Raw genomic sequence first — 20,408 nt, forward strand, 5'->3', positions numbered from 1 at the left:
GCCTGCGTGTCCTGCCGGTCGGCGACGACGCCCTGCTCGTCGAGGTGGCCTCGGGCGCCGAGGCGGAGGCCCTGCACGCGGAGCTGGTACGGCGTCGCGCGGCCGGGCTGCTGGCGGTCCGGGAGATCGTCCCGGCGGCCCGGACGGTGCTCCTGGACGGCGTGCCGGACCCGGTCCGTGTGACCTCCGAACTGACGGCCGCCCACATCCCGGCCGCTCCGGCGCGGGCACGCGAGGTGATCGAGCTGCCGGTGCGCTACGACGGCCCCGACCTCGCGGAGGTCGCCGCCCACTGGGGCGTCTCCGCGCGCGAGGTGGCCCGTATCCACGCGGACACCGAGTTCCGGGTCGCGTTCTGCGGCTTCGCGCCCGGATTCGGCTATCTGACCGGGCTGCCCCCGCGCTACGACGTCCCGCGCCGGGCCACTCCGCGCACGGCGGTGCCGGCCGGCTCGGTGGCGCTGGCGGGGCCGTACACGGGCGTGTACCCGCGTTCGTCGCCGGGCGGCTGGCAGCTGATCGGCAGCACGGACGTGGTGCTGTGGGATCACGCGCGCGTGCCGGCCGCCCTGCTGTCGCCGGGCACGCGTGTGCGTTTCGTCGCGGCGGAGCCGGTGGGTGCCGGGTGACCGACCGCGCTCTCTCCGTCGTCCGCGCGGGGGCCCTCACCACCGTGCAGGACCAGGGGCGGCCCGGGCACGCCCACCTCGGCGTGCCCCGCTCCGGCGCGCTGGACGCGCCCGCGGCGGCCCTCGTCAACCGGCTCGTCGGCAACGCGCCCGGGGCGGCGGTCCTGGAGACCACCGTCAACGGCTGCGCCCTGCGGCCCCGGTCCGCCGTGACCGTCGCGGTCGGGGGCGCGCCCTGCCCGGTGACGGTGAACGGACGCCCGGTCGCCTGGGGAGCGCCCGTACGTGTGCCCGCCGGGGCGGTCCTCGACATCGGGTCCGCCGTGTCCGGGCTGCGCAGTTATGTGGGCATGTCCGGCGGCGTCACCGTCGAACCGGTCCTCGGCAGCCGCTCCACGGACCTGCTCTCGGGGCTCGGTCCCGCCCCCCTCACGGACGGCACGGTCCTGCCCCTGGGTCCCGAACCCGCCGCGCACGTACGTGTGGACGTCGCCCCGCAGGCCGCTCCCCCGGCGGAACTCGTCCTGCGCGTCACACTCGGCCCGCGCGACGACTGGTTCACGCCGAAGGCGGTCCGGGTCTTCACCACGCGCGCGTACCGCGTGTCCCCGGCGAGCAACCGCATCGGGCTGCGCACCGAGGGGCCTGTCCTGGAGCGTGCCCGGTCCGGCGAACTGGCCAGCGAGGGCATGGTGCTGGGCGCCGTCCAGGTGCCCCCCGACGGCCGGCCGGTGGTCTTCCTCGCCGACCATCCGACCACCGGGGGCTACCCGGTGGTCGGAGTCGTCCGTACGACCGACCTCCCGGCCGCCGCCCAGGCGGTACCGGGCACACCGGTCCGTTTCGTGGCGGTACGACGGCACTGACGGCCGGGCTCGCCAGGCGCCCGCGCTCAGGCGGCGTCCGGCTGTGGTTCCGTCGCCGACAGGGCGGCCAGTGCCGCGGAGACCGCCGCCGACGCCCGCAGGTCGAGCCGGGCGCTCGTCCCCCGCGCGCGGTGGCGCAGCTCGTCGGCGGCCAGCGTGAGCAACTGCGGCAGCAGGTCGGTGCAGCGCCGGGCCACCCAGCCGGTGCCCGCCGTCGCCAGCCACCACAGGCTCGCGGAGGTCGTCGGCGCCGGATGCTCCGGCTCGGGCGAAGGCGCGGGGCCGGTGGCGAGGCCCGCCTCGGCCAGCAGCGCGTGGAAGCGCACGGCCAGCTGCCGGTGTCCCCGCTCACCCGGGTGCAGCCGGTCCGCGCTCCACATCGCGCGGTCGGTCAGCCAGGCACCCTCCGCCGCGTGCAGATGGACGGCCCCGTACCGTTCGGACAGCGCGTGGACGACGGTGTTGACCGCGCGCTGCCGCCGGGCCAGCGGACGGGCGAGGGCCCCGGGCAGGCCGAGCATGGCCCCAGGGTCGGGCAGACACGCGGTGAGCAGTACCGCGCCCTGCTCGGCGAAGGCCGCGTACACCGTGTCGAGCCGGGCGGCGACGGTGTGGATGTCGAAGGTGCAGCGCAGCGTGTCGTTGACGCCGACGACGACGGACACCACGTCGGGCCGCAGCGCCAGCGCCGCCGGAAGCTGCCGCTCCAGCACGTCCCGCGTCTGCGCCCCGCTCACCGCGAGGTTGGTGAAGTCCAGGGACGAGGCCTCGCCGAGCCCCCCGGCGAGCAGCGCGGCCCAGCCGCGCCACCCGTCGCCGGCCGGATCGCCCACCCCCTCGGTGAGGGAGTCACCGAGGGCGACGAAACGGGTGCGTCTCATCGAGCCCCTCCGGTCACGACGGAACGCACCCGTACCGTCGCGTCGTGCGCGGCGAGAAACGCCTCCACCGACGTCGCCCACCCGAAGCACTCCGCACGCGCGCGTGCCGCCTCCCGGCGCTCCGGCACGGAGCGCTCCAGGAGGCTCTCCACCGCGTCCGCGAACGCGGCGCCCCGGTCGGCCGCGACCGCGCCCGCCTCGCCGATCACCTCGGGCAGCGCCGAGGACGCGCTGACGACGACCGGCGTCCCGCAGGCCATCGCCTCCAGGGCGGCCAGCCCGAACGTCTCCGCGGGCCCCGGCGCCAGGCACACGTCGGCGGAGGCCTGGAGCGCGCCCAGGGCGTCCCGGTCGGCGACATGCCCGAGGAAGGTCACCGGCAGCCCGCGCTCCCGGGCCCGCTGTTCCAGGCGCGGGCGCAGCGGCCCGTCCCCGGCGATCACCAGCACCGCCCGCGTGCCCCGCCGCACCAGCGCCTCCAGGGCGTCCAGCGCGGTACCGGGCCGCTTCTCCACGGACAGCCGGGTGCAGGTGACCAGCAGGATCTCGTCCTCGCGCGCGTGCTGGGCCCGTACGCCCGCGTCGTACAGCGAGGGATGCCGCGCGACGAGGTCGACGCCGAGCGGGGCGCGCACCACGTTGCGCGCCCCGATCCGTACGAACTCCCGTTCGGCGAACTCGGTGGTGCACACCACGCGCGCGTACGTGTGCGCCGTACGGATGTTGAGCGCGTCGGCGGTGCGCCGGGCGGTGGCCTCGGACAGGCCCCAGGTGCGCAGCACCCCGTCGGCGGTCTCGTGGGAGACCATCACGGCGGGGACCCGGGCGCGCCGTGCCCACTTGCCGGTCCAGCGCAGCGTCGTACGGTCGGAGACCTCCAGGCGGTCCGGGGCGAGGTCCTCCAGGAGGCGGGCGAGCCGGCGCTTGTCGGTGAGGACGCGGTAGCCGCCGGTGCCGGGCAGCAGCGGTCCGGGCAGGGTGATCACCCGGCCCTGCTCGGTGTCGCGGTCGCTCGCCCGCTCGCCCGGCACGATCAGGACGGGTTCGTGGCCCGCCGCGCGGTAGCCCTTGCCGAGTTCGCGCAGCGCGGTGCGCAGTCCGCCCGAGGCGGGGGCCACGAAGTTGGCCAGGCGGACGATCCGCAGCGGCCCGCCGCACGCGCCGCCGGTCGGCCCGCCGGTCACGCCGCCGGTCGGCCCGCCGCTCACGCCGCCACCGCCAGTCGGCGCGCGGCCAGCACGTCCCCGTAGTGGCCGATGAGCTGGTCGCCGACGGCGGCCCAGGTGCGCCCCTCGACCGTGGCGCGCCCGGCGTCGCCGTACGCCCTGCGCAGGGCGGGGTCGGCGGCGAGGGTCGCCACCGCGTCCCGTACGGCGGCCGTGTGGCGCGGCGGGAAGAGCAGGCCGGTGCGGCCGTGGGCGACCAGGTCCAGCGGGCCGCCGGCGGCGGGCGCGACGACCGGCACGCCGCTGGACATGGCCTCCTGCACGGTCTGGCAGAACGTCTCGAAGGGGCCCGTGTGGACGAAGACGTCCAGCGAGGCGAAGATCCGGGCCAGCTCGTCGCCGGTGCGGCGGCCGAGGAAGACGGCGCCGGGCAGGGCCTCGTCGAGGTGGGCGCGGCTGGGCCCGTCGCCGACGACCACGACCCGTACGCCCTCGAGTCCGCACACTCCGGACAGCAGTTCGACCTGCTTCTCGGGGGCGAGGCGGCCGACGTAGCCGACGATCAGTTCGCCGTTGGGGGCGAGTTCGCGGCGCAGGGTCTCGTCGCGGTGCTCGGGGCGGAAGCGGACGGTGTCCACACCGCGCTGCCAGAGCTTGACCCGGGGTATGCCGTGCGTCTCCAGGTCGTGCAGGGCGGCGCTGGAGGGCGCGAGGGTGAGGTCGGCGGCGGCGTGCACGGAGCGGATGCGCCGCCAGGCGGTGGCCTCGCCGACGCCCATGTACGTGCGGGCGTATCCGGCCAGGTCGGTCTGGTAGACGGCGACAGCCGGGATGCCGAGCTTGGCGGCGGCCGCCATGCCGCGGACGCCGAGGACGAAGGGGCTGGCCAGGTGGACCACGTCGGCGCGGTGCTCGGCCATGGCCGCGGCGACACGCCGGCTGGGGAGGGCGACGCGGACCTGGGGATAGCCCGGGAGCGGGAGGGAGGGGACACGGACGACGGGGCACGGCGCGGAGGCGTCGGGCCCGGTACCGGCCGCGGTGGCCGGTGCGACGACGAGCGGGGAGTGACCGCGATCTACGAGGTGCCGGGCGGTCTGGAGCGCGCAGTGGGCCACGCCGTTCACGTCGGGGGGAAAGGATTCGGTCACGATGACGACACGCATACCGGTGTTGTCGCCGCCCTGGACGTGGCCGCGTCAACGTGGATCTTTCCTGACGACAAACGTCCCATGAGCGTTGCGCTGCGTGCGCCGGCGCACTCCGGACGGCCCGCGCCGCCGGTGCCCGAGCAGGTCAGACGGTGTCCATGCGCGCCTGACCCGTGGGTCATCCGGTGTTCACCGGGCGGGCGGACGTCGGCCGCCCCGGCGGCGCCGGGCCGGTCCTGGGGCTACATCGCGGACGCCGGGTCCGGTCCGATGCGGCTGCGTACGGCCGTCTGGACCTCGGCCTCCTCGGCGGGGTCGGCGGCGAGCCGCCGGAGGCGTTCCACGACCCGGGCGTCGCCGGTCTCGGCGTGCCGGGCGGCGATCTCGCGGGTGGCCTCCTCGCAGTCCCACAGGCATTCGACGGCGAACCCGGTGGCGAAGGAGGGGTCGGTGGCGGCGAGGGCGCGGGCGCAGCGCCCGCGTAGGTGGGAGGAGGCCGTCTCGCGGTAGATGTGGCGCAGCACGGGGGCCGCGCAGACGATGCCGAGGCGTCCGGTGCCGTCGACGAGGGTCCACAGGGTCGGTGCGTCGCAGCCTTCGCCGCGTACGGCCTCGCGCAGGGCGCCGAGGACGAGGTCGCTGTCCTTGGTGGCGCCGCGGCAGGCGAGCATGCGTCCGGCGGCGGCGCCCAGGGCGTCGGGCCGGTGGGCCCAGCCGCGGGCCTGTTCGACGGCGGCGATGCTGCGCATGCGTTCGAAGGCGTCGACGGCGGCGTCCACGACGGTGGTGGATCCGGTGGCCACGGCCTGTTCGACCAGGGTCAGGGCGTCGGGGTCGTTGCAGTCGGCGAGGTAGCGCAGGGCGGTGCAGCGGGCTCCGTCGGTGCCGTCCTTGGCGGCCTGCACGATCTCCGGGCGGTCCTCGGGGCCGGCCACGGCGGTGAGGCAGCGGGCGGCGGGGACATGGAGGGCCGCGCCGCGTTCCAAACCCTGCTGGGCCCATTCGAACACGGCCCGGACGCTCCAGCCGGGGCGCGGTCCGCCGGGACTCATCTGGCGTTGCCAGCGGTCGAAACAGCCGGCTTCGTGGGCGGCACGCACGCGTGTGGCGACGTATTCGCGGGGATCCTCGGCCCACAGGCGCCAGGGCCGTGGTTCGAAGGCGTCCCGGACGGCGGCGGCCAGTTCGGCCTCGCCCTCGGCGTCGGTGGCGAACCGCGCGAGCACCGGTGTGGCGAGGGCGCGCAGCCCGGCGTCGTCGTCGCGCAGGGCGAGCTCGTCCAGGGCCCAGGCCCAGTTGGCGCCCGTGGCGGCGTACCTGCGCAGCAGGTCGAGGGCGTCCCGCCGGCCGTAGGAGGCCAGGTGGCCGAGGACGGCCAGGGCGAGGCCCGTGCGTGACTCCTCGGTGTCGAAGGCGTCCTCGACGTCGAAGAGATGCGCCTCGATCTCGTCCAGCTCGCCGCTGAGGTCGAGGTAGAGACGGGCGTAGTAGAGGGAGCGGTTCTCCACCTGCCAGTCGTGGCGGGGATCGCGCAACACACAGTGGTTCAGTGCCGCGAGCGCTTCGGCGCGCGGGGCGGTGAGCGCGTGCAGCGTACCGTCGCCTCGACCCCTCTGGAGGAGGCCGAGCAGGGTACCGCTGGGCGCTATGACCGGATCGAACATGGGAAACAGCCTCACATCAAGCGTCGACGCAACCGGGGACGTGCACTACCTGGCCGCGTGACAACACGTCGGGGCGCCCGCCGTTTCCTGCTTGCTGTAGACCATCTTCCTCTGCCTCTCGTCGGTGGCCCATGCGGACCGCATCACGGCCCGCGCGGTGCGGCAACACCTGCCCAGCCATCGCGTCCGTGAATCACGTCGTCATGATGACCCGGCGCTTCTGCCTGCCGCGACCGATATTTCCGGCGGCCTTGTACCGCCTCCCCCGTGGTCGTCGATTTACCTGTTCAGGAACTTCTCATTACCTGATCGGAGTCGGTGTGGCTCACCGGGCGCCGAACAGTTCCAGCAGCTCGGTCCTGGCGAACATCCGGGCCGTGTCGGCGGCCGAGGGGGTGCCCGCGGACGGGTCGGCGCCCGCCTCCAGAAGGACCTTGATCACATCCGTCTCCCCCTTGAAGGCGGCCCCGGCGAGCGGGGTCTGCCCCCTGTCGTTGATCCGGTCGGCCTCGGCGCCGCGGGCCAGCAGGGCCCGTACCGCGTCGGCGTGGCCGTGATAGGCGGCGAGCATCACCAGACCGTCACCGCGGTCGTTGGTGAGGTCGGCCGGAACGCCCGCGTCCACGTACGCCACCAGCTCCTCGGTCCGCCCCTGACGGGCCAGATCGAAGATCTTGGTCGCCAGCTCCACGACCTCGGGGTCGGGGGCTTCAGTCATCGGCCTGGACCGCCTCTCGCTCACAGCTCCACTCAACCGTTCAGGTGAATCGCCAGCGTACTGGCTCGTCGGGCACATGGGTGGTCCCGTCCGAGGCAAAGATCACGGAGCGACCCGTTCGCCGCAATTCTCCTACTCGGGCGACCCTACGGATGTTCCGCCACTTGAGGGAAATTTACGGAAAATCACTCAGTTGCACCTTTTATCGTATGGATACATCCTGTGATCCTGGAAGTACTCATGGTGACTGTCCCCACCGAACCAGGAGAACCAAATGATCCTGTCCATGTCAGGCGTCGTCCTTCTCGGCATCATCGTCTTCCTGTTCTTCCGGAAGGACGGACTGAAGGCGTCGCACGCCTGCGTCTCGGCCCTGTTCGGCTTCTACCTGGCGAGCACGGCCATCGCCCCGAGCATCAAGGCCGGCGGCGAGAGCCTGGCCGGCCTGCTGGGCGGCATCAAGTTCTGACGCCGCCCCACCCGCCGACCGTCCCTTCCGTACGCACGATCAGGAGACAGCAGTGGCCCGGCGCCCCCTCCCCCGCATCCTGAGCACAGGCAGCGCGCAGATCGCCCGGAGCCGGGAGCTGGCCCGGACGGCGGCCGACAGCGCCACCGACGTCCTCCATCCACTGATCACGATCACGCGCGGTCTGCGCCGGCTGGCCTCGGCCGGACGGCGCAGATGGGCCGAGACCCCGAAGGACAAGCGGGGCCCGCTGCTGTTCCTGGCGGCCTCGGTGATCCTGGTCGTGGTGCTCGTGCCGTACGGCCCGCTGCTCGCCGTCATCACCCTGATGGCGGCGGCGGCCTGGCAGGGCCGGGACCGCACCCCACCGGATCCCGACGGCCCCGACGAGTCGCAGACCCAGCGGCTCCAGTCCCTGTACGAGGCCCTGGTCCCGTACTTCTCGACGGCCGACGACCCTTCTCCCCTCTACGCCCACGGCGGCGAGTGGGAGAAGGCCTTCCCGGCGTTCGAGTTCGACGCCTCCGGGCGCATCACCCATCTCGTGATCCGCTACCCGGCCTACTTCCCGGACGGCGAGCGGGAGCCCCGCGCGCGGATCGAGCTGCTGCTCACCGCGAAGTCGGGCCGTGGCCGCGAGTACCTCTTCACCTGGGACGAGGAGGGCAACGAACTCACGGTCGGCGTCCTCGCCCCGCTCCCCACCGACATCGCCGCCCAGCGGTTCGTCACCGCGCCCGGCGAGACCGTCCTCGGCTTCACCGACCCCATCCGCGTCCAGCGCACGCTCCCCCTCACCCACGGCGAGGAACAGCGCGACGTCCCGCCGGTCGTCTGGCGCACCGGCGTCCGCTCCACCGAGCCGCATCTGCTGGTCGTCGGCCAGCCCGGCAGCGGCACCTCCACCCTGCTGCGCTCCATCGCCCTCCAGGCCCTCCGGTACGGCGACGTCCTGATCGTCGAGGGCGGCGGTACCGGCGAGTACGCCTGCCTCACCGGCCGGGACGGCGTCCTCGGCGTCGAGGTCGGGCTCGCCGGGGCGCTGACCGGACTGGAATGGGCGGCCCAGGAGACCGAACGCCGGCTGATCGCGGCCAACCACGCCCGTCAGGCGGGGCACACACCGCCCGACGACACCCGCCGCCCACTGTGGATCCTCCTCGACCGGCCCACCGCCTTCACCCCGCTCGCCGAGGCGGACGGCCGCACGGACCCGCAGTCGCTGCTCCAGGCGCCCCTGCGGCACGGCCGCGCGGCCTCGGTGACCGTGGTCGTGGCCGAACAGTTCGACAGCCTGGACCTGCTGGACGACGCCGTACGGCAGCACACACGCGCGCGTGTCGTGCTCGGGCCCGCCTCGGCCGGGCGGCTGGCCGCGGTCCTCGGGGCGCCTCCGCACACCACTCCCGTCGAGCAGGTTCCGCCCGGGCGCGGGTATGCGCGGCTGGGGGCGGGGCCGGTGCATCGGCTTCAGGTGCCGGCGACTCCGGATCCGTACGACGACGCGACGAGCGAGGCGCAGCGGCAGGCGGTGCTGGAGCTGTTGCCGCCTCGGAGTACACCGGCGGACGAGGGGGCGGTGCCGGTGGAGGCGGCTGTCGTGGCCGAAGCGTGAGCGGTCGCCGGCGCGGGTGGGTTCGCTCGCCCCCGTGACTGCGGCAGCCACGGGGGCGGCCCTGCTAGGCGACGAACGTGCGCGGGGCCTCGCCGCCCGCTGTGCCCCCGCTCCGCACGATCTTCGCCGCCGCCGCCAACCGTGAAGCCGCCTCGTCCGCCACCGCGCCGCCCACCGTGAACGGCAGGCGTACGTATCCCTCGAAAGCGCCGTCGACCCCGAAGCGCGGGCCCGAGGGGACGCGGACGCCGACGCGCTCGCCCGCCTCCGCGATGCGCGAGCCGGACAGGCCGCCGGCCCGGACCCAGAGCGTCAGCCCGCCCTGCGGTACGGCGAACTCCCAGTCGGGCAGCTCCCGCCGGAGCGCCGCGACCAGCGCCTCACGGTTCTCCCGGGCCTGGTCGCGCCGCAGGTCGACGGCCTGCTCCCAGCCACCGGTGCTGAACAGCCAGTTCACCGCGAGCTGCTCCAGCACGGGGGTGCCCAGGTCGGCGTAGGCGCGGGCCGCGACCAGGCTGCGGATCACGTCCGGAGCGGCCCGCACCCAGCCGATGCGCATCCCCGCCCAGAAGGCCTTGCTCGCCGAACCGACCGTGATCACCGTCGACCCGGCCGGGTCGAACCCGCACACGGGCCGGGGCATCTCGACGTCGTCGTCCAGCCGCAGCTCGGTCATCGTCTCGTCGGCGACCAGCACGGTCCCGGCGGACCGGGCGGCCTCCACCAGCCGTCGCCGCTGGTCCTCGTCGGCCAGGGCGCCGGTCGGGTTGTGGAAGTCGGCGACGACGTACGCGATCCGCGGCGCGGCCTCGCGCAGCACCTGGCGCCAGCGGTCCATGTCCCAGCCGGCGAGCCCCTCGGCCATGGCCACGGGCACCAGCCGGGCCCCCGCCTCGCGCATGAGCTGGAGGATGTTGGCGTAGGAGGGCGACTCGACGGCGATGCGTTCGCCGCGCCCGCCGAAGAGATGACAGATCGCGTCGATGGCGCCCATGGCACCGGTCGTCACCATGATCTGCTCGGGCATCGTCGGGATCCCGCGCGCGGTGTAGCGGTCGGCGATCATCGAGCGCAGCGCGGGCAGGCCCGCCGGATAGTCGCCGTGGGTGTGGGCGTACGGGGGCAGTTCCTCGAGGGCGCCCTGCACGGCGCGGGTGAGCCAGGGCTCGGGTGCCGGGAGGGCCGCGCAGCCCAGGTCGATCATCGAGCCGAGGGCCTCCGGCGGCAGGGGTTCCAGGCCGCGCGCGGGCAGCGGGTTGCCGGCCGGGACGGCCGTCCAGCTGCCGGCCCCGCGCCGGGACTCCAGGAAGCCCTCCGCGCGCAGCGCCTCGTAGGCGGCGGCGACCGTCGTACGGCTCACCGAGAACGACAGGGCCAGTTCGCGTTCGGCGGGCAGCCGCGCGGCGACCGGGACCCTGCCCTCCAGGACCAGCAGCCGGATGCCGTCGGCGAGCGCCCGGTAGGCGGGCGGGCGACGGGTGCCCGGGCCCGCCGGGCGGTCCTGCTGGGACTTGAGCAGCCGAGCGAGCTGGGCGGCCCCCACCGCGGAGGTCCACTGCGCCATGGTTACCAGTCCACCTTCCCCGAATTGGCCATGGATGACGATTCCTTCCAAGCCACAGAGTGTCACGGGTCAGGCCACTACCACCACCAGGGGGCTTCCCTTGTCCACGCCGGCCCGGTCCACCAGGGGACCTCTCGTCCGCCGACTGCTCCAGCTGTACGCCGGGCTCGCCCTGTACGGTGCCAGCGCCGCGCTGCTCGTCGAGGCGGGCCTCGGCCTGGAGCCGTGGGGTGTCCTGCACCAGGGCCTGGCCGAGCTCACCGGTCTGACGATCGGTGTCGTGTCGATCGCCGTCGGCGCGGTGGTGCTGCTGCTGTGGATACCGCTGCGCCAGCGCCCCGGCCTCGGCACCGTCTCCAATGTCTTCGTGGTCGGCCTCGCGATGGACGGCACCCTGGCCCTGGTCCCGGAGGTGCACGCCCTGGGTGTCCGCGTTCCGCTCCTGCTGGCCGGTGTCCTGCTGAACGGGGTGGCCACCGGTCTGTACATCGCCGCCCGCTTCGGGCCGGGTCCGCGCGACGGGCTGATGACCGGTCTGCACCGGCGCACCGGCCGCTCGATCCGGCTGATGCGGACGGCGATCGAGCTGGCCGTCGTCGTGACCGGATTCACGCTCGGCGGCACCATCGGCGTCGGCACCCTGCTCTACGCCCTGTCCATCGGCCCCCTCGCCCAGTTCTTCCTGCGGGCGTTCGCCGTTGCGGCGGCATCCGACGGCAGCACGGTCGTTGCCACGGGGACACCCCATGGGGCGATACTGCGCAGGTGACCACCCTCATACGCCACCCCTACCTCGACCATCCGGGGCCCATCCCGTTCGCACACCGCGGCGGGGCCGCGGACGGTCTGGAGAACACCGTGGCGCAGTTCCGGCGCGCGGTGGAGACGGGTTACCGCTACATCGAGACCGATGTGCACGCCACCCGGGACGGCAAGCTCGTCGCCTTCCACGACGGGACGCTGGACCGGGTCACCGACGGCGCCGGCCGGATCGCCGACCTGCCGTGGGCGGACGTACGGCACGCGCGCGTGGCGGGCAAGGAGCCGGTGCCGCTCTTCGAGGAGCTGCTGGAGACCTTCCCCGATGTGCGCTGGAACGTGGACATCAAGGCGGAACCGGCGCTGCATCCCCTGCTCAACCTCATCGCGCGCACCGGTGCCTGGGACCGGATCTGCGTGGGCTCGTTCTCCGAGGCGCGGGTCGTGCGCGCCCAGCGGCTGGCCGGACCGCGCCTGGCGACGTCGTACGGCACCCGGGGTGTGCTCAATCTGCGGCTGCGGTCCTGGGGAGTGCCCGCGGCGCTGCGCCCCTCGGCGGTGGCCGCGCAGGTACCCGAGGCCCAGTCGGGCATCCAGGTCGTGGACCGGCGTTTCGTCCGGGTCGCCCACGCGCGCGGGTTGCAGGTGCACGTGTGGACCATCAATGATCCCGATGCCATGCACCGGCTCCTGGACCTGGGGGTCGATGGCATCATGACCGATCACATCGACACGTTGCGCAAGGTCATGGAGGACCGGGGCGTCTGGGTCTGACCCGCCGCACACCGTCATCGCACACACCTTCGCACCAGTGGGAAGCGAGGGCACGGGTGGGCACCGACACCGTGCGGACGGCGGCGTCCGACGAGGCCGCCGGGCGGCGGCGCGAGCAGCGCGGCTGGTACTTCTACGACTGGGCGTGCTCCGTCTACTCGGCGAGCGTGCTCACCGTGTTCCTGGGGCCGTATCTGACGTCCGTCGCCAAGGACGCGGCGGACGCCGACGGATATGTGCATCCGCTCGGCATACCGGTGCGCGCGGGATCGTTCTTCGCGTACTCCGTGTCCCTGTCGGTGATCCTCGCGGTGGTGGTGATGCCCCTGGTGGGCGCCGCCGCCGACCGCACGGGGCGCAAGAAGCCGCTGCTGGGCGTCACCGCCTACGTGGGCGCCGCGGCCACCACCGGGATGTTCTTCCTCGACGGCGACCGCTATCTGCTCGGCGGGGTACTGCTGGTCGTGGCGAACGCGTCCATGGCGGTCGGCACCATGCTCTACAACTCCTATCTCCCGCAGATCGCCCCGCCCGAGGAACGCGACGCGGTCTCCTCGCGCGGCTGGGCCTTCGGCTACGCGGCCGGTTCGCTGATGCTGATCGTGAACCTGGTCCTCTATCTCGCCCACGACGCCTTCGGCGTCTCGGAGTCGACGGCCGTGCGCATCTGTCTGGCCTCGGCGGGTGTGTGGTGGGGCGGGTTCGCGATCATCCCGCTGCGGCGGCTGCGCGACCGGGGCCGTGCCGAGCCGGCCGCGGAACGGGAGGCGACGGCTCCGGGGCTGCGCCAGCTCGCGGCGACGATCCGCGACATGCGCCGGCACCCCCTCACCCTCTCCTTCCTCCTCGCGTACCTCATCTACAACGACGGCATCCAGACCGTGATCTCCCAGGCGTCGGTCTACGGCTCCGAGGAACTCGGCCTCGGCCAGTCCACCCTCATCGGCGCCGTCCTGCTGGTCCAGGTGCTGGCCGTCGCGGGCGCCCTCGCCATGGGGCGGCTGGCCCGGACGTACGGCGCAAAGCGGACGATCCTCGGCTCGCTGGTGGCGTGGACGCTCACGCTGGGGGCCGGGTACTTCCTGCCGGCCGGGGCGCCGGTGGGCTTCTTCCTGCTGGCCTCCGCGATCGGCCTGGTCCTCGGCGGCAGTCAGGCGCTGTCCCGGTCCCTGTTCTCCCATCTCGTGCCGCCGGGCAAGGAGGCCGAGTACTTCTCCGCGTACGAGATGAGCGACCGCGGGATGAGCTGGCTCGGGCCGCTGCTGTTCGGGATCACCTACCAGTTCACCGGAAGTTATCGGGACGCGATCATCTCCCTGGTGGCCTTCTTCGTCATAGGGTTCGTGCTGCTCGCGCGGGTTCCGGTGCGGCGGGCGATCGGGGCCGCCGGAAATCCGGTGCCCGAGAAGATTTAGCGCTCAAGGCGAAAGGGCGGTAGTGTACGCGTTTGGCCTGCCAGGCGTACCGTTACTGCGCGTCAAAGATGCCGAAACGCTGGGTGACATCTCCTTGCAGATGTGACAAACCGGGCGCCGGTGGGTACTGCACTGGTTGACAAGGCTGCGGCTACGACGGCGACGCATGACCCGGAACGGGACTCGGAACGGGAATCTTTACCGCCGACCGGACGTTGACCGGATGACGACGACAGCGACACCTGTCCTGTGGGCGACAAGCCCGGGAGGCACGATTCATGAGTGAGCGAGCTCTTCGCGGCACGCGCCTCGTGGTGACCAGCTACGAGACGGACCGCGGCATCGACCTGGCCCCGCGCCAGGCCGTGGAGTACGCATGCGAGAAGGGGCACCGGTTCGAGATGCCCTTCTCGGTCGAGGCGGAGATCCCGCCGGAGTGGGAGTGCAAGGTCTGTGGTGCCACTGCACTCCTCGTGGACGGCGACGGCCCTGAGGAGAAGAAGGCCAAGCCCGCGCGTACGCATTGGGACATGCTGATGGAGCGGCGGACCCGCGAGGAACTCGAAGAGGTCCTCGAGGAGCGGCTGGCCGTTCTGCGGTCCGGGGCGATGAACCTTGCGGTGCATCCCCGGGACAGCCGCAAGTCGGCGTAGCCCTGCGGGGCTGGGACCGGCCCATCGGCCCACGTTGATGACCGCGGGCGCCGTACGTGAGACATACGTACGGCGCCCGCGGTCTTTGGCGTACCCCCGAACCACCCCCCCACCCCCCGATTCACCCCCGGCTCAGTCGCCTTCCTTGATGACCTCGCCCTGCACCACCTTGCCGTCCGGGCGGTGGATGCGGGCCTGCTGGAAGGCGTCGCCGAGGGAGCCGGGGGCGGCGGTGGCGAGCAGCTTGCGCTCGGCGTAGGAGCCGACCGCCTTCTGGACCGGCGGAAGCAGCAGGAGCAGGCCGACGGCGTCGGAGACCAGGCCCGGGATCATCAGGAGCAGGCCGCCGAGCATCATCAGACCGTTGCCGGAGCCCTTCGACGGGGAGCCGCCGCGCTGGAGGGCCTCGTTGAGGTTCCGGAAGGCACGGCGGCCGGCGCGCTTGATGACCACGGAACCGAGGACGAAACCGGCGACGAGGAGCAGGAAGACCACGAAGCCGTTCGTCGCGGCAGCGACCGTGGACAGCAGCCAGATCTCCAGCACCAGCCAGGCGGCGAGCCCGAGCGGCAGGAACGTCCGCAGGCGGGAGCGCCGGGGGCGGGTGGGAGCGGAGTCGGAGCCGGAAACGGGGTAGGTCGGGATCGGAGCGCCAGTCGTCATGCTCCCAGTGTGCCCGGACCCGGCTCAGAGCGGCATAAAAGGACGATCAGCCCTCGCTGTGGGGCTTCGCGGAGGCCTCGGCGGAGACCTCCGCGGACGCCTGGGCGGAAGCCTTGGCCGGCGCCCGCGGGGGTTCGGGCTGGTCCGCGGCTCGGCCCGTGATCTTGCCCACGCGCTCCCCCACGCCCCACGCCGTGACCCGCCACAGCGCCTCGACGAGGATGTCCCGGCTCATCTTGGAGTCGCCGAGTTCGCGCTCCACGAAGGTGATGGGGACCTCGACGACGTGGAAGCCGGCCTTGACCGCGCGGCGGGCGAGGTCGACCTGGAAGCAGTAGCCCTGGGAGGAGACCTCCTCGAGGCCGAGGCCCTCGATGGTCTCGCGGCGGAAGGCCCGGTAGCCGCCGGTGATGTCGCGCAGCGGCAGATCCAGGGCGAGGCGCGAGTAGAGGCTGCCGCCGCGGGAGATGAACTCGCGGGACTTGGGCCAGTTCACCACCCGGCCGCCCGGTACCCAGCGGGAGCCGAGGACCAGGTCGGCGCCCTTGAGCGCGGTGAGCAGCCGGGGCAGTTCCTCGGGCTGGTGGGAGCCGTCGGCGTCCATCTCGATGAGGACGCCGTAGCCGTTCTCCAGGCCCCAGCGGAAGCCCGCGAGGTAGGCGGCGCCGAGGCCTTCCTTGCCCTTGCGGTGCAGGACCTGGACGTGGTCGTCCTCGACGGCCAGCTCGTCCGCGAGCTTGCCGGTGCCGTCGGGGCTGTTGTCGTCGGCCACGAGGACATGGGCCTCGGGGACGGCCTCGCGCACCCGGCCGACGATGCCCTTGATGTTCTCCGCCTCGTTGTAGGTCGGAATGATCACCAAGGCGGTGCCGAGCGGGCCGAACTGCCTCCCCCGCTTCTGTGCCGCGAGGGTCCCGTCGCCGTCGTTCACTGCTGCCCCTTCGTGTCCGTACGCAGGCCACCACCATAGTGGCCACCGCCTGCGATGACGTGACAGGAGGATCGAATGGTGGTGTCGATTCCACAAGAGCGGGGTAAGAACTAGGTTTTGACCTTGTATGTACGAACGTACCCCGCCCGGGTGGTCGAAGCGTGCTGCGGATGGGGGCCCGGCGCCCTTCGGGCCGACCTGGGGCCCGCTGGCTGCGGGTCGACCGAGAGCCGTTGTCTACTGAGCGCCCGGGCCCCACCCGGGTCACACCTCCCCGGCCGGACGGAACGTTCCCTCGACGCGGCGCAGGCGCTGAGCCTGGCTGCCAGTGGCGGTGCCCCGGTGCGGCACACCGTCCCTGACCCAGCGGCGCCGCCGCGAGTGCGCGGACGTTCTGCGGCGGGGCGTCCGGTGGTGGACCCGGCAGAACCTACCGGCCCCCGGCCGTCGGCTGTCAACAGCCGTTCGACCTGCGGCTTTCCGGTCAATGCCCTGGTCAGCGGGGAGGTGGCACCGGACACACCCGGACGTGCGGACGGGTGATCTTCCCCGCACCGGACCCGGAGATCACTCGCCCGGCCGTACGAACACCGTCCTGCCGGCGACCACCGTGCGCAGACACACCGGGAGGTCGGTGCCGGGGGTGAGGTCGGGCAGGCCGGGGGTGCCGGAGCGGGGGTCGGTGGACCAGCGGGCGACCCGGTCGTCGGGGGCCTGGACGACCAGTTCGTCGGTGCGCCAGACCGCGTAGTCCGCGGGGGCGCCGGGGACGAGGACGCCCGCGTCGTCGCGGCCGATCGCCCGCCAGCCGCCCCGGGTGTGGGCGGTGAAGGCGGCGCGCACGGAGACGCGGTGCTCGGGGGTGCGGTGGAAGGCGGCGGCGCGGACCGTGCCCCACGGGTCGAGCGGGGTGACCGGGCTGTCGGAGCCGAAGGCGAGCGGGACGCCGGCCCGCAGCAGGGCCGCGAAGGGGTTGAGGGCGCGGGCCCGCTCCGCGCCCAGCCGCTGGGCGTACATGCCGTCCTCGCCGCCCCACAGGGCGTCGAAGGCGGGCTGCACGGAGGCGGTCAGGCCCAGCTCGGCGAAGGCGGCGACGGTCTCGGGCGTCAGCATCTCGGCGTGCTCGACCCGGTGGCGGGCGGCGCGGATCCGGGCGGGGCCGAGCTTCTCGGCGGCGGCCCGCACGCCGTCCACGACGGCGGTCACGGCGGCGTCGCCGATGGCGTGGAAGCCCGCTTGGAGGCCCGCCTCGGTGCAGGCGGCCACATGGGCGGCGACATCGGCGGCGGTCAGATAGGCGGTGCCGGTGTGGGCGGCGTCGGTGTAGGGGCTGTGCAGACAGGCGGTGTGGGAGCCGAGGGCCCCGTCGACGAAGAGGTCCCCGGCGGCGCCGAGCGCGCCGAGCTCCCGGGCCCGGTCGGTGTCGCGCTCGGCCCAGTAGCCGACGACCCGCGGGCCGCTCTCCTCGGCGGCGAGCCGCAGCAGGTCCGTGAAGTCGTCCTCGGAGGAGATCTCGGGGCCGCCGCACTCGTGGACGGAGCCGATGCCGAGCGAGGCGGCGTGCGCGAGGGCGGCCCGCTGGGCCTCGGCGCGCCGGGCGGGCGTCACGGCTGCGAACGCGGCGGCGCGGACGGTGTGGTGGGCGTCACGGGTGAGCGGCTCCCCCTCGGCGTGGCCGGGCTGGGTCCGGGCGCGGGGCGCCAGGTCCAGCAGGGCGGTGCTGACCACGGCCGAGTGGACGTCGATCCGGCTGAGGTAGAGCGGCCGGCCGCCGGTGGCCTCGTCCAGTTCGTCCCGCCGGGGCGCGCGCCCCTCGGGCCAGCGGGAGGCGTCCCAGCCGTGTCCGAGCAGCACCGTGTCCTGCGGGCGGGCGGCGGCGAATGACCGTACGAGGGCGAGGGCCGCCGCGAGGGAGGGGGCGTCCGACAGATCGAGACCGGTCAGGGCGAGGCCCGTCGAGGTGGTGTGGACGTGGGCGTCGGTGAACGCCGGGGTGACGAGGGCGCCGTCCAGGTCGACCACCTCGTCGACGCCGTCCGCGAAGGCGTCGGCCGCGCCCTCCGAGCCGACCCAGGCGACCTGGCCGCGCTCGACGACCATCGCGGTCGCGAACGGGTCGGCGGGGCTGTGGACCTCTCCACGGCGGAGCAGGACGGTCTTCGGCTCGGGCGTGCGCTCACTCATGACCGACAGTTTCTCGCGCCGCGGCACCGGAGCCGCACACGGGGCGGGCCGACGCCCGGGAACACGCTAGATGCGCGGCGGGCGCGCCTCGTACGGCGTGGACAGGACGACGGTCGTCCGGGTCGACACCCCCGCGAGGGCGCGGATCCGGCCGAGCAGTTCCTCCAGCTCGTGCGGGGTGGCCACACGCACCTTGAGGATGTAGTTCTCGTCGCCCGCGACGCTGTGGCAGGCCTCGATCTCGGGCACTCCGGCGAGCCGCTCGGAGATGTCGTCGGGGGCGCTGGGATCGAAGGGTTTCACCGAGATGAAGGCGGTCAGGGGCAGCCCGACGGCCTCCGGGTCGACGACGGCCGCGTAGCCCCGGATGACGCCGCGCTGTTCCAGCCGGCGCACCCGCTGGTGCACGGCCGACGTGGACAGGCCGGTGGCCTTGCCCAGGTCGGTGTAACTCATCCGCCCGTCCTTGACGAGCAGCTGCACGATTTGGCGGTCCAGCTCCTCCATGACGCAAGAACCTACAGTGCGCGTGATCTCCTCGGATACCTATGCAGCCCAGGTCATACCCGGTTTGTGATCTGCCGGGGAACCGGTGGGGGTTGGCACCTGCGGATGGCATGTGACGAAGACCACAGCACGCGTGGAGGCTTCGTGATGTCCTCGTGATTACCGCCGAGACGGGCTGGGAAGTGCTTGCTGTGGTCGAGGCCGCAGTGCCTTACGGCCCAGCCCGAGGGGGAGAATCCCATGCAGAGTCTGAAGCGCCCTGGCCGCACCGTGCCCAAGCGGCTTTCCGTGGTCGAGCCCGAGCCGGAGGGCGTCGAACCCGACGCGTTCGAGGCCGACGAACTCGACGCGTACGACACCTTCGAGATGTACCGGGTGATCTGCCCGGACTGCGCGCAGTCGATCGCGCTGCTGGCGGACGAGCAGGTCCTGCCGGAGCACGCGCTGTGCGCCTCGCCGTGGAACCCGTTCGGGCTCACGGTCTGTGCCGGCACCGGGCGTTCGGCGTCCGAGGCCCGGTCGGCGGACGAGTCCGACACGGCCCAGGAGCAGGACACCGCGATCCTGCTGACGCTCCCCCAGGGGCTGGACTGGCGTATGCAGCCCTTCTCGCACGTCGGCGGCCCGAGCTCGCGCCCGATGCGCGTACCGGCGATGCGCCGCCAGGCCGCCTGAGCCGCGTCGCCCGCGCTCAGGAGCCCGTCTCCCAGTAACTGCCCTGCACCATGGCCCGCAGGCTGCCGTGGTGCAGGATCAGTGTGTCCGGATCCGCCGGGACGGCCACCTCGCCGAAGTACGCCTGGCGGTAGGCGATCCGCAGCATGACGATCGCGTGCCGCAGCGCCGCGTACAGGGTGTGGAAGTCCATGTCGCGGGGCGGATGCCCGGTGAGCTGCGCGTACCGCTCCTCCACCCGGTCGCGGCGCAGGAAGCCGGGCAGTCCGCGCTGTCCCGAGGCGACCGTCAGGTCCTGGAAGAAGCGGTGCAGATAGACGGTCCAGCCGAGGTCGACCTCGCGCGGGGCGAGCGCCGCCATCTCCCAGTCGAGTACGGCGGCGGGCTCGAAACCGGCGTAGACGATGTTGCCGATCCGGGCGTCGCCCCAGCTGAGGACGGCCGGGCCCGGGTCCTCGGGCCACAGGTCCTCCAGCCGGTCGAAGGCGGACTCGATCAGCGGTGACGGGGCGAGTCCGGCGATCACCCAGTCGTAGTAGGCGCGCTGGGCCTTGACATGGCGGCGCAGGGCGTCGCCCGCACCGGGGAACGCAAGGAACTCGGCTTCGTGCAGGGGCACTTGGTCGTGCAGCCGGGCCAGCAGGCCGATCGACGCGGCCTCCACCCGCTCGCGCTCCGCCTCGCTCGCGGCGTGCAGCCAGTTGCCCTCGTAGGTGTAGGGCATCACGTCGGGCGGGACCCGTCCCTCGACGCGCTCCATGACGAAGAACGGGGCGCCGAGCGGTCCCGGGTCCTCCTCCAGCCACAGCACGCGCGGCACGGGTACGTCCGTGTGCGCGGCCACCAGCCGCAGGGTGCGGTACTGGCGGACCATGTCGTACACGGGGAAGACGGTGTACGCCGCCGGGTCCGCCGCGAGCCTCAACGCGCAGCGGCGCACGGGTGGTTCGGGGTGCTCGAGATCGAAGAGCAGGGTCTCGCTGGACAGGCCGTTGGAGGCGGGCACGGTCACACCGGTCGCCCGGGCGCCGGGCAGCCGGGTGCCGAGCCAGGTGGTCAGCCGGCGGGCCAGCTCCTCGGGGTCCCGGGTGGTGGTGCGCGGTCGCGGCGCGGTAGGCACTGTC

Annotated in this window: 20 protein-coding genes; 9 read left to right on the forward strand and 11 right to left on the reverse strand. The window is 73.4% G+C overall.

Going from position 1 to position 20,408, the window contains the following annotated elements; genetic code table 11:
* Nucleotides 1-2 precede the first annotated feature (2 nt).
* Both pxpB and ABZ464_RS35295 read left to right on the forward strand, forming a co-directional pair.
* On the forward strand, nt 3-629 hold the full coding sequence (gene pxpB / locus ABZ464_RS35290; RefSeq protein ID WP_359284263.1) for a 5-oxoprolinase subunit PxpB: 627 nt from the start codon (nt 3-5) through the stop codon (nt 627-629).
* The gene (locus tag ABZ464_RS35295; protein WP_359284076.1) at nt 626-1,495 is read left to right on the forward strand and encodes a biotin-dependent carboxyltransferase family protein; all 870 of its coding nucleotides are present in this window, start codon (nt 626-628) and stop codon (nt 1,493-1,495) included. Before pxpB ends, ABZ464_RS35295 begins: the two co-directional genes overlap by 4 nt.
* Before the next feature lie 26 nt (nt 1,496-1,521).
* On the opposite strand, the gene ABZ464_RS35300 is transcribed toward ABZ464_RS35295, so the two are convergent.
* The 5 genes from ABZ464_RS35300 to ABZ464_RS35320 form a co-directional block, all read right to left on the reverse strand.
* Nucleotides 1,522-2,376 (reverse strand): SGNH/GDSL hydrolase family protein, encoded by an 855-nt coding sequence (locus ABZ464_RS35300; protein WP_359284078.1) that lies wholly within the window; start codon nt 2,374-2,376, stop codon nt 1,522-1,524.
* The gene (locus ABZ464_RS35305; RefSeq protein ID WP_359284265.1) at nt 2,373-3,560 is read right to left on the reverse strand and encodes a glycosyltransferase; all 1,188 of its coding nucleotides are present in this window, start codon (nt 3,558-3,560) and stop codon (nt 2,373-2,375) included. The genes ABZ464_RS35300 and ABZ464_RS35305 overlap by 4 nt, the downstream gene beginning before the upstream one ends.
* A 20-nt stretch (nt 3,561-3,580) precedes the next feature.
* On the reverse strand, nt 3,581-4,708 hold the full coding sequence (locus ABZ464_RS35310; RefSeq protein ID WP_359284081.1) for a glycosyltransferase family 1 protein: 1,128 nt from the start codon (nt 4,706-4,708) through the stop codon (nt 3,581-3,583).
* Nucleotides 4,709-4,935: 227 nt separating this feature from the next.
* On the reverse strand, nt 4,936-6,357 hold the full coding sequence (locus tag ABZ464_RS35315; RefSeq protein ID WP_359284083.1) for a HEAT repeat domain-containing protein: 1,422 nt from the start codon (nt 6,355-6,357) through the stop codon (nt 4,936-4,938).
* A 325-nt stretch (nt 6,358-6,682) separates the two neighbouring features.
* Nucleotides 6,683-7,075 (reverse strand): ankyrin repeat domain-containing protein, encoded by a 393-nt coding sequence (locus ABZ464_RS35320; protein ID WP_359284085.1) that lies wholly within the window; start codon nt 7,073-7,075, stop codon nt 6,683-6,685.
* A gap of 274 nt (nt 7,076-7,349) precedes the next feature.
* On the opposite strand from ABZ464_RS35320, the gene ABZ464_RS35325 reads away from it, so the two are divergent.
* Both ABZ464_RS35325 and ABZ464_RS35330 read left to right on the forward strand, forming a co-directional pair.
* On the forward strand, nt 7,350-7,544 hold the full coding sequence (locus ABZ464_RS35325; protein ID WP_055638461.1) for a hypothetical protein: 195 nt from the start codon (nt 7,350-7,352) through the stop codon (nt 7,542-7,544).
* A 52-nt stretch (nt 7,545-7,596) separates the two neighbouring features.
* A complete protein-coding gene (locus ABZ464_RS35330; protein ID WP_359284087.1) occupies nt 7,597-9,159 on the forward strand; it encodes a hypothetical protein in 1,563 nt (520 codons plus the stop codon).
* A gap of 64 nt (nt 9,160-9,223) precedes the next feature.
* On the opposite strand, the gene ABZ464_RS35335 is transcribed toward ABZ464_RS35330, so the two are convergent.
* A complete protein-coding gene (locus tag ABZ464_RS35335; protein WP_359284089.1) occupies nt 9,224-10,723 on the reverse strand; it encodes a PLP-dependent aminotransferase family protein in 1,500 nt (499 codons plus the stop codon).
* 34 nt (nt 10,724-10,757) lie between these two features.
* Between ABZ464_RS35335 and ABZ464_RS35340 the strand changes: the two genes are divergently transcribed.
* From ABZ464_RS35340 to ABZ464_RS35355, 4 genes are all read left to right on the forward strand, one after another.
* Nucleotides 10,758-11,492 (forward strand): hypothetical protein, encoded by a 735-nt coding sequence (locus tag ABZ464_RS35340; protein ID WP_359284092.1) that lies wholly within the window; start codon nt 10,758-10,760, stop codon nt 11,490-11,492.
* Nucleotides 11,489-12,256 carry a glycerophosphodiester phosphodiesterase gene (locus ABZ464_RS35345; RefSeq protein ID WP_359284094.1) on the forward strand — a complete coding sequence of 256 codons (768 nt, stop codon included), beginning with the start codon at nt 11,489-11,491 and terminating at the stop codon, nt 12,254-12,256. The genes ABZ464_RS35340 and ABZ464_RS35345 overlap by 4 nt, the downstream gene beginning before the upstream one ends.
* 56 nt (nt 12,257-12,312) lie before the next feature.
* The gene (locus ABZ464_RS35350; protein WP_359284097.1) at nt 12,313-13,671 is read left to right on the forward strand and encodes an MFS transporter; all 1,359 of its coding nucleotides are present in this window, start codon (nt 12,313-12,315) and stop codon (nt 13,669-13,671) included.
* 278 nt (nt 13,672-13,949) lie between these two features.
* Entirely contained in the window at nt 13,950-14,324 is a 375-nt protein-coding gene (locus tag ABZ464_RS35355) for an RNA polymerase-binding protein RbpA (RefSeq protein WP_055637205.1), read from the forward strand.
* Nucleotides 14,325-14,456: 132 nt separating this feature from the next.
* Here ABZ464_RS35355 and fxsA read toward each other — a convergent pair whose 3' ends face one another.
* The 4 genes from fxsA to ABZ464_RS35375 all read right to left on the reverse strand — a co-directional run bounded on the left by fxsA (nt 14,457) and on the right by ABZ464_RS35375 (nt 18,609).
* Nucleotides 14,457-14,987, reverse strand: coding sequence for an FxsA family membrane protein (gene fxsA, locus ABZ464_RS35360; RefSeq protein WP_359284098.1), 531 nt, complete (start codon nt 14,985-14,987; stop codon nt 14,457-14,459).
* A gap of 46 nt (nt 14,988-15,033) precedes the next feature.
* The gene (locus ABZ464_RS35365; protein WP_359284101.1) at nt 15,034-15,918 is read right to left on the reverse strand and encodes a polyprenol monophosphomannose synthase; all 885 of its coding nucleotides are present in this window, start codon (nt 15,916-15,918) and stop codon (nt 15,034-15,036) included.
* A 567-nt stretch (nt 15,919-16,485) separates the two neighbouring features.
* Entirely contained in the window at nt 16,486-18,102 is a 1,617-nt protein-coding gene (locus ABZ464_RS35370) for an amidohydrolase (RefSeq protein ID WP_359284103.1), read from the reverse strand.
* Nucleotides 18,103-18,168: 66 nt separating this feature from the next.
* On the reverse strand, nt 18,169-18,609 hold the full coding sequence (locus ABZ464_RS35375; protein WP_359284105.1) for an Lrp/AsnC family transcriptional regulator: 441 nt from the start codon (nt 18,607-18,609) through the stop codon (nt 18,169-18,171).
* 240 nt (nt 18,610-18,849) lie between these two features.
* On the opposite strand from ABZ464_RS35375, the gene ABZ464_RS35380 reads away from it, so the two are divergent.
* Entirely contained in the window at nt 18,850-19,284 is a 435-nt protein-coding gene (locus tag ABZ464_RS35380; RefSeq protein ID WP_359284107.1) for a hypothetical protein, read from the forward strand.
* A gap of 16 nt (nt 19,285-19,300) precedes the next feature.
* On the opposite strand, the gene ABZ464_RS35385 is transcribed toward ABZ464_RS35380, so the two are convergent.
* Nucleotides 19,301-20,404, reverse strand: a complete 1,104-nt coding sequence (locus ABZ464_RS35385; protein ID WP_359284110.1) for a phosphotransferase family protein — start codon at nt 20,402-20,404, stop codon at nt 19,301-19,303.
* Nucleotides 20,405-20,408 lie beyond the last annotated feature (4 nt).

Source organism: Streptomyces sp. NPDC005820 (genome assembly GCF_040630255.1).
Taxonomy (GTDB): domain Bacteria; phylum Actinomycetota; class Actinomycetes; order Streptomycetales; family Streptomycetaceae; genus Streptomyces.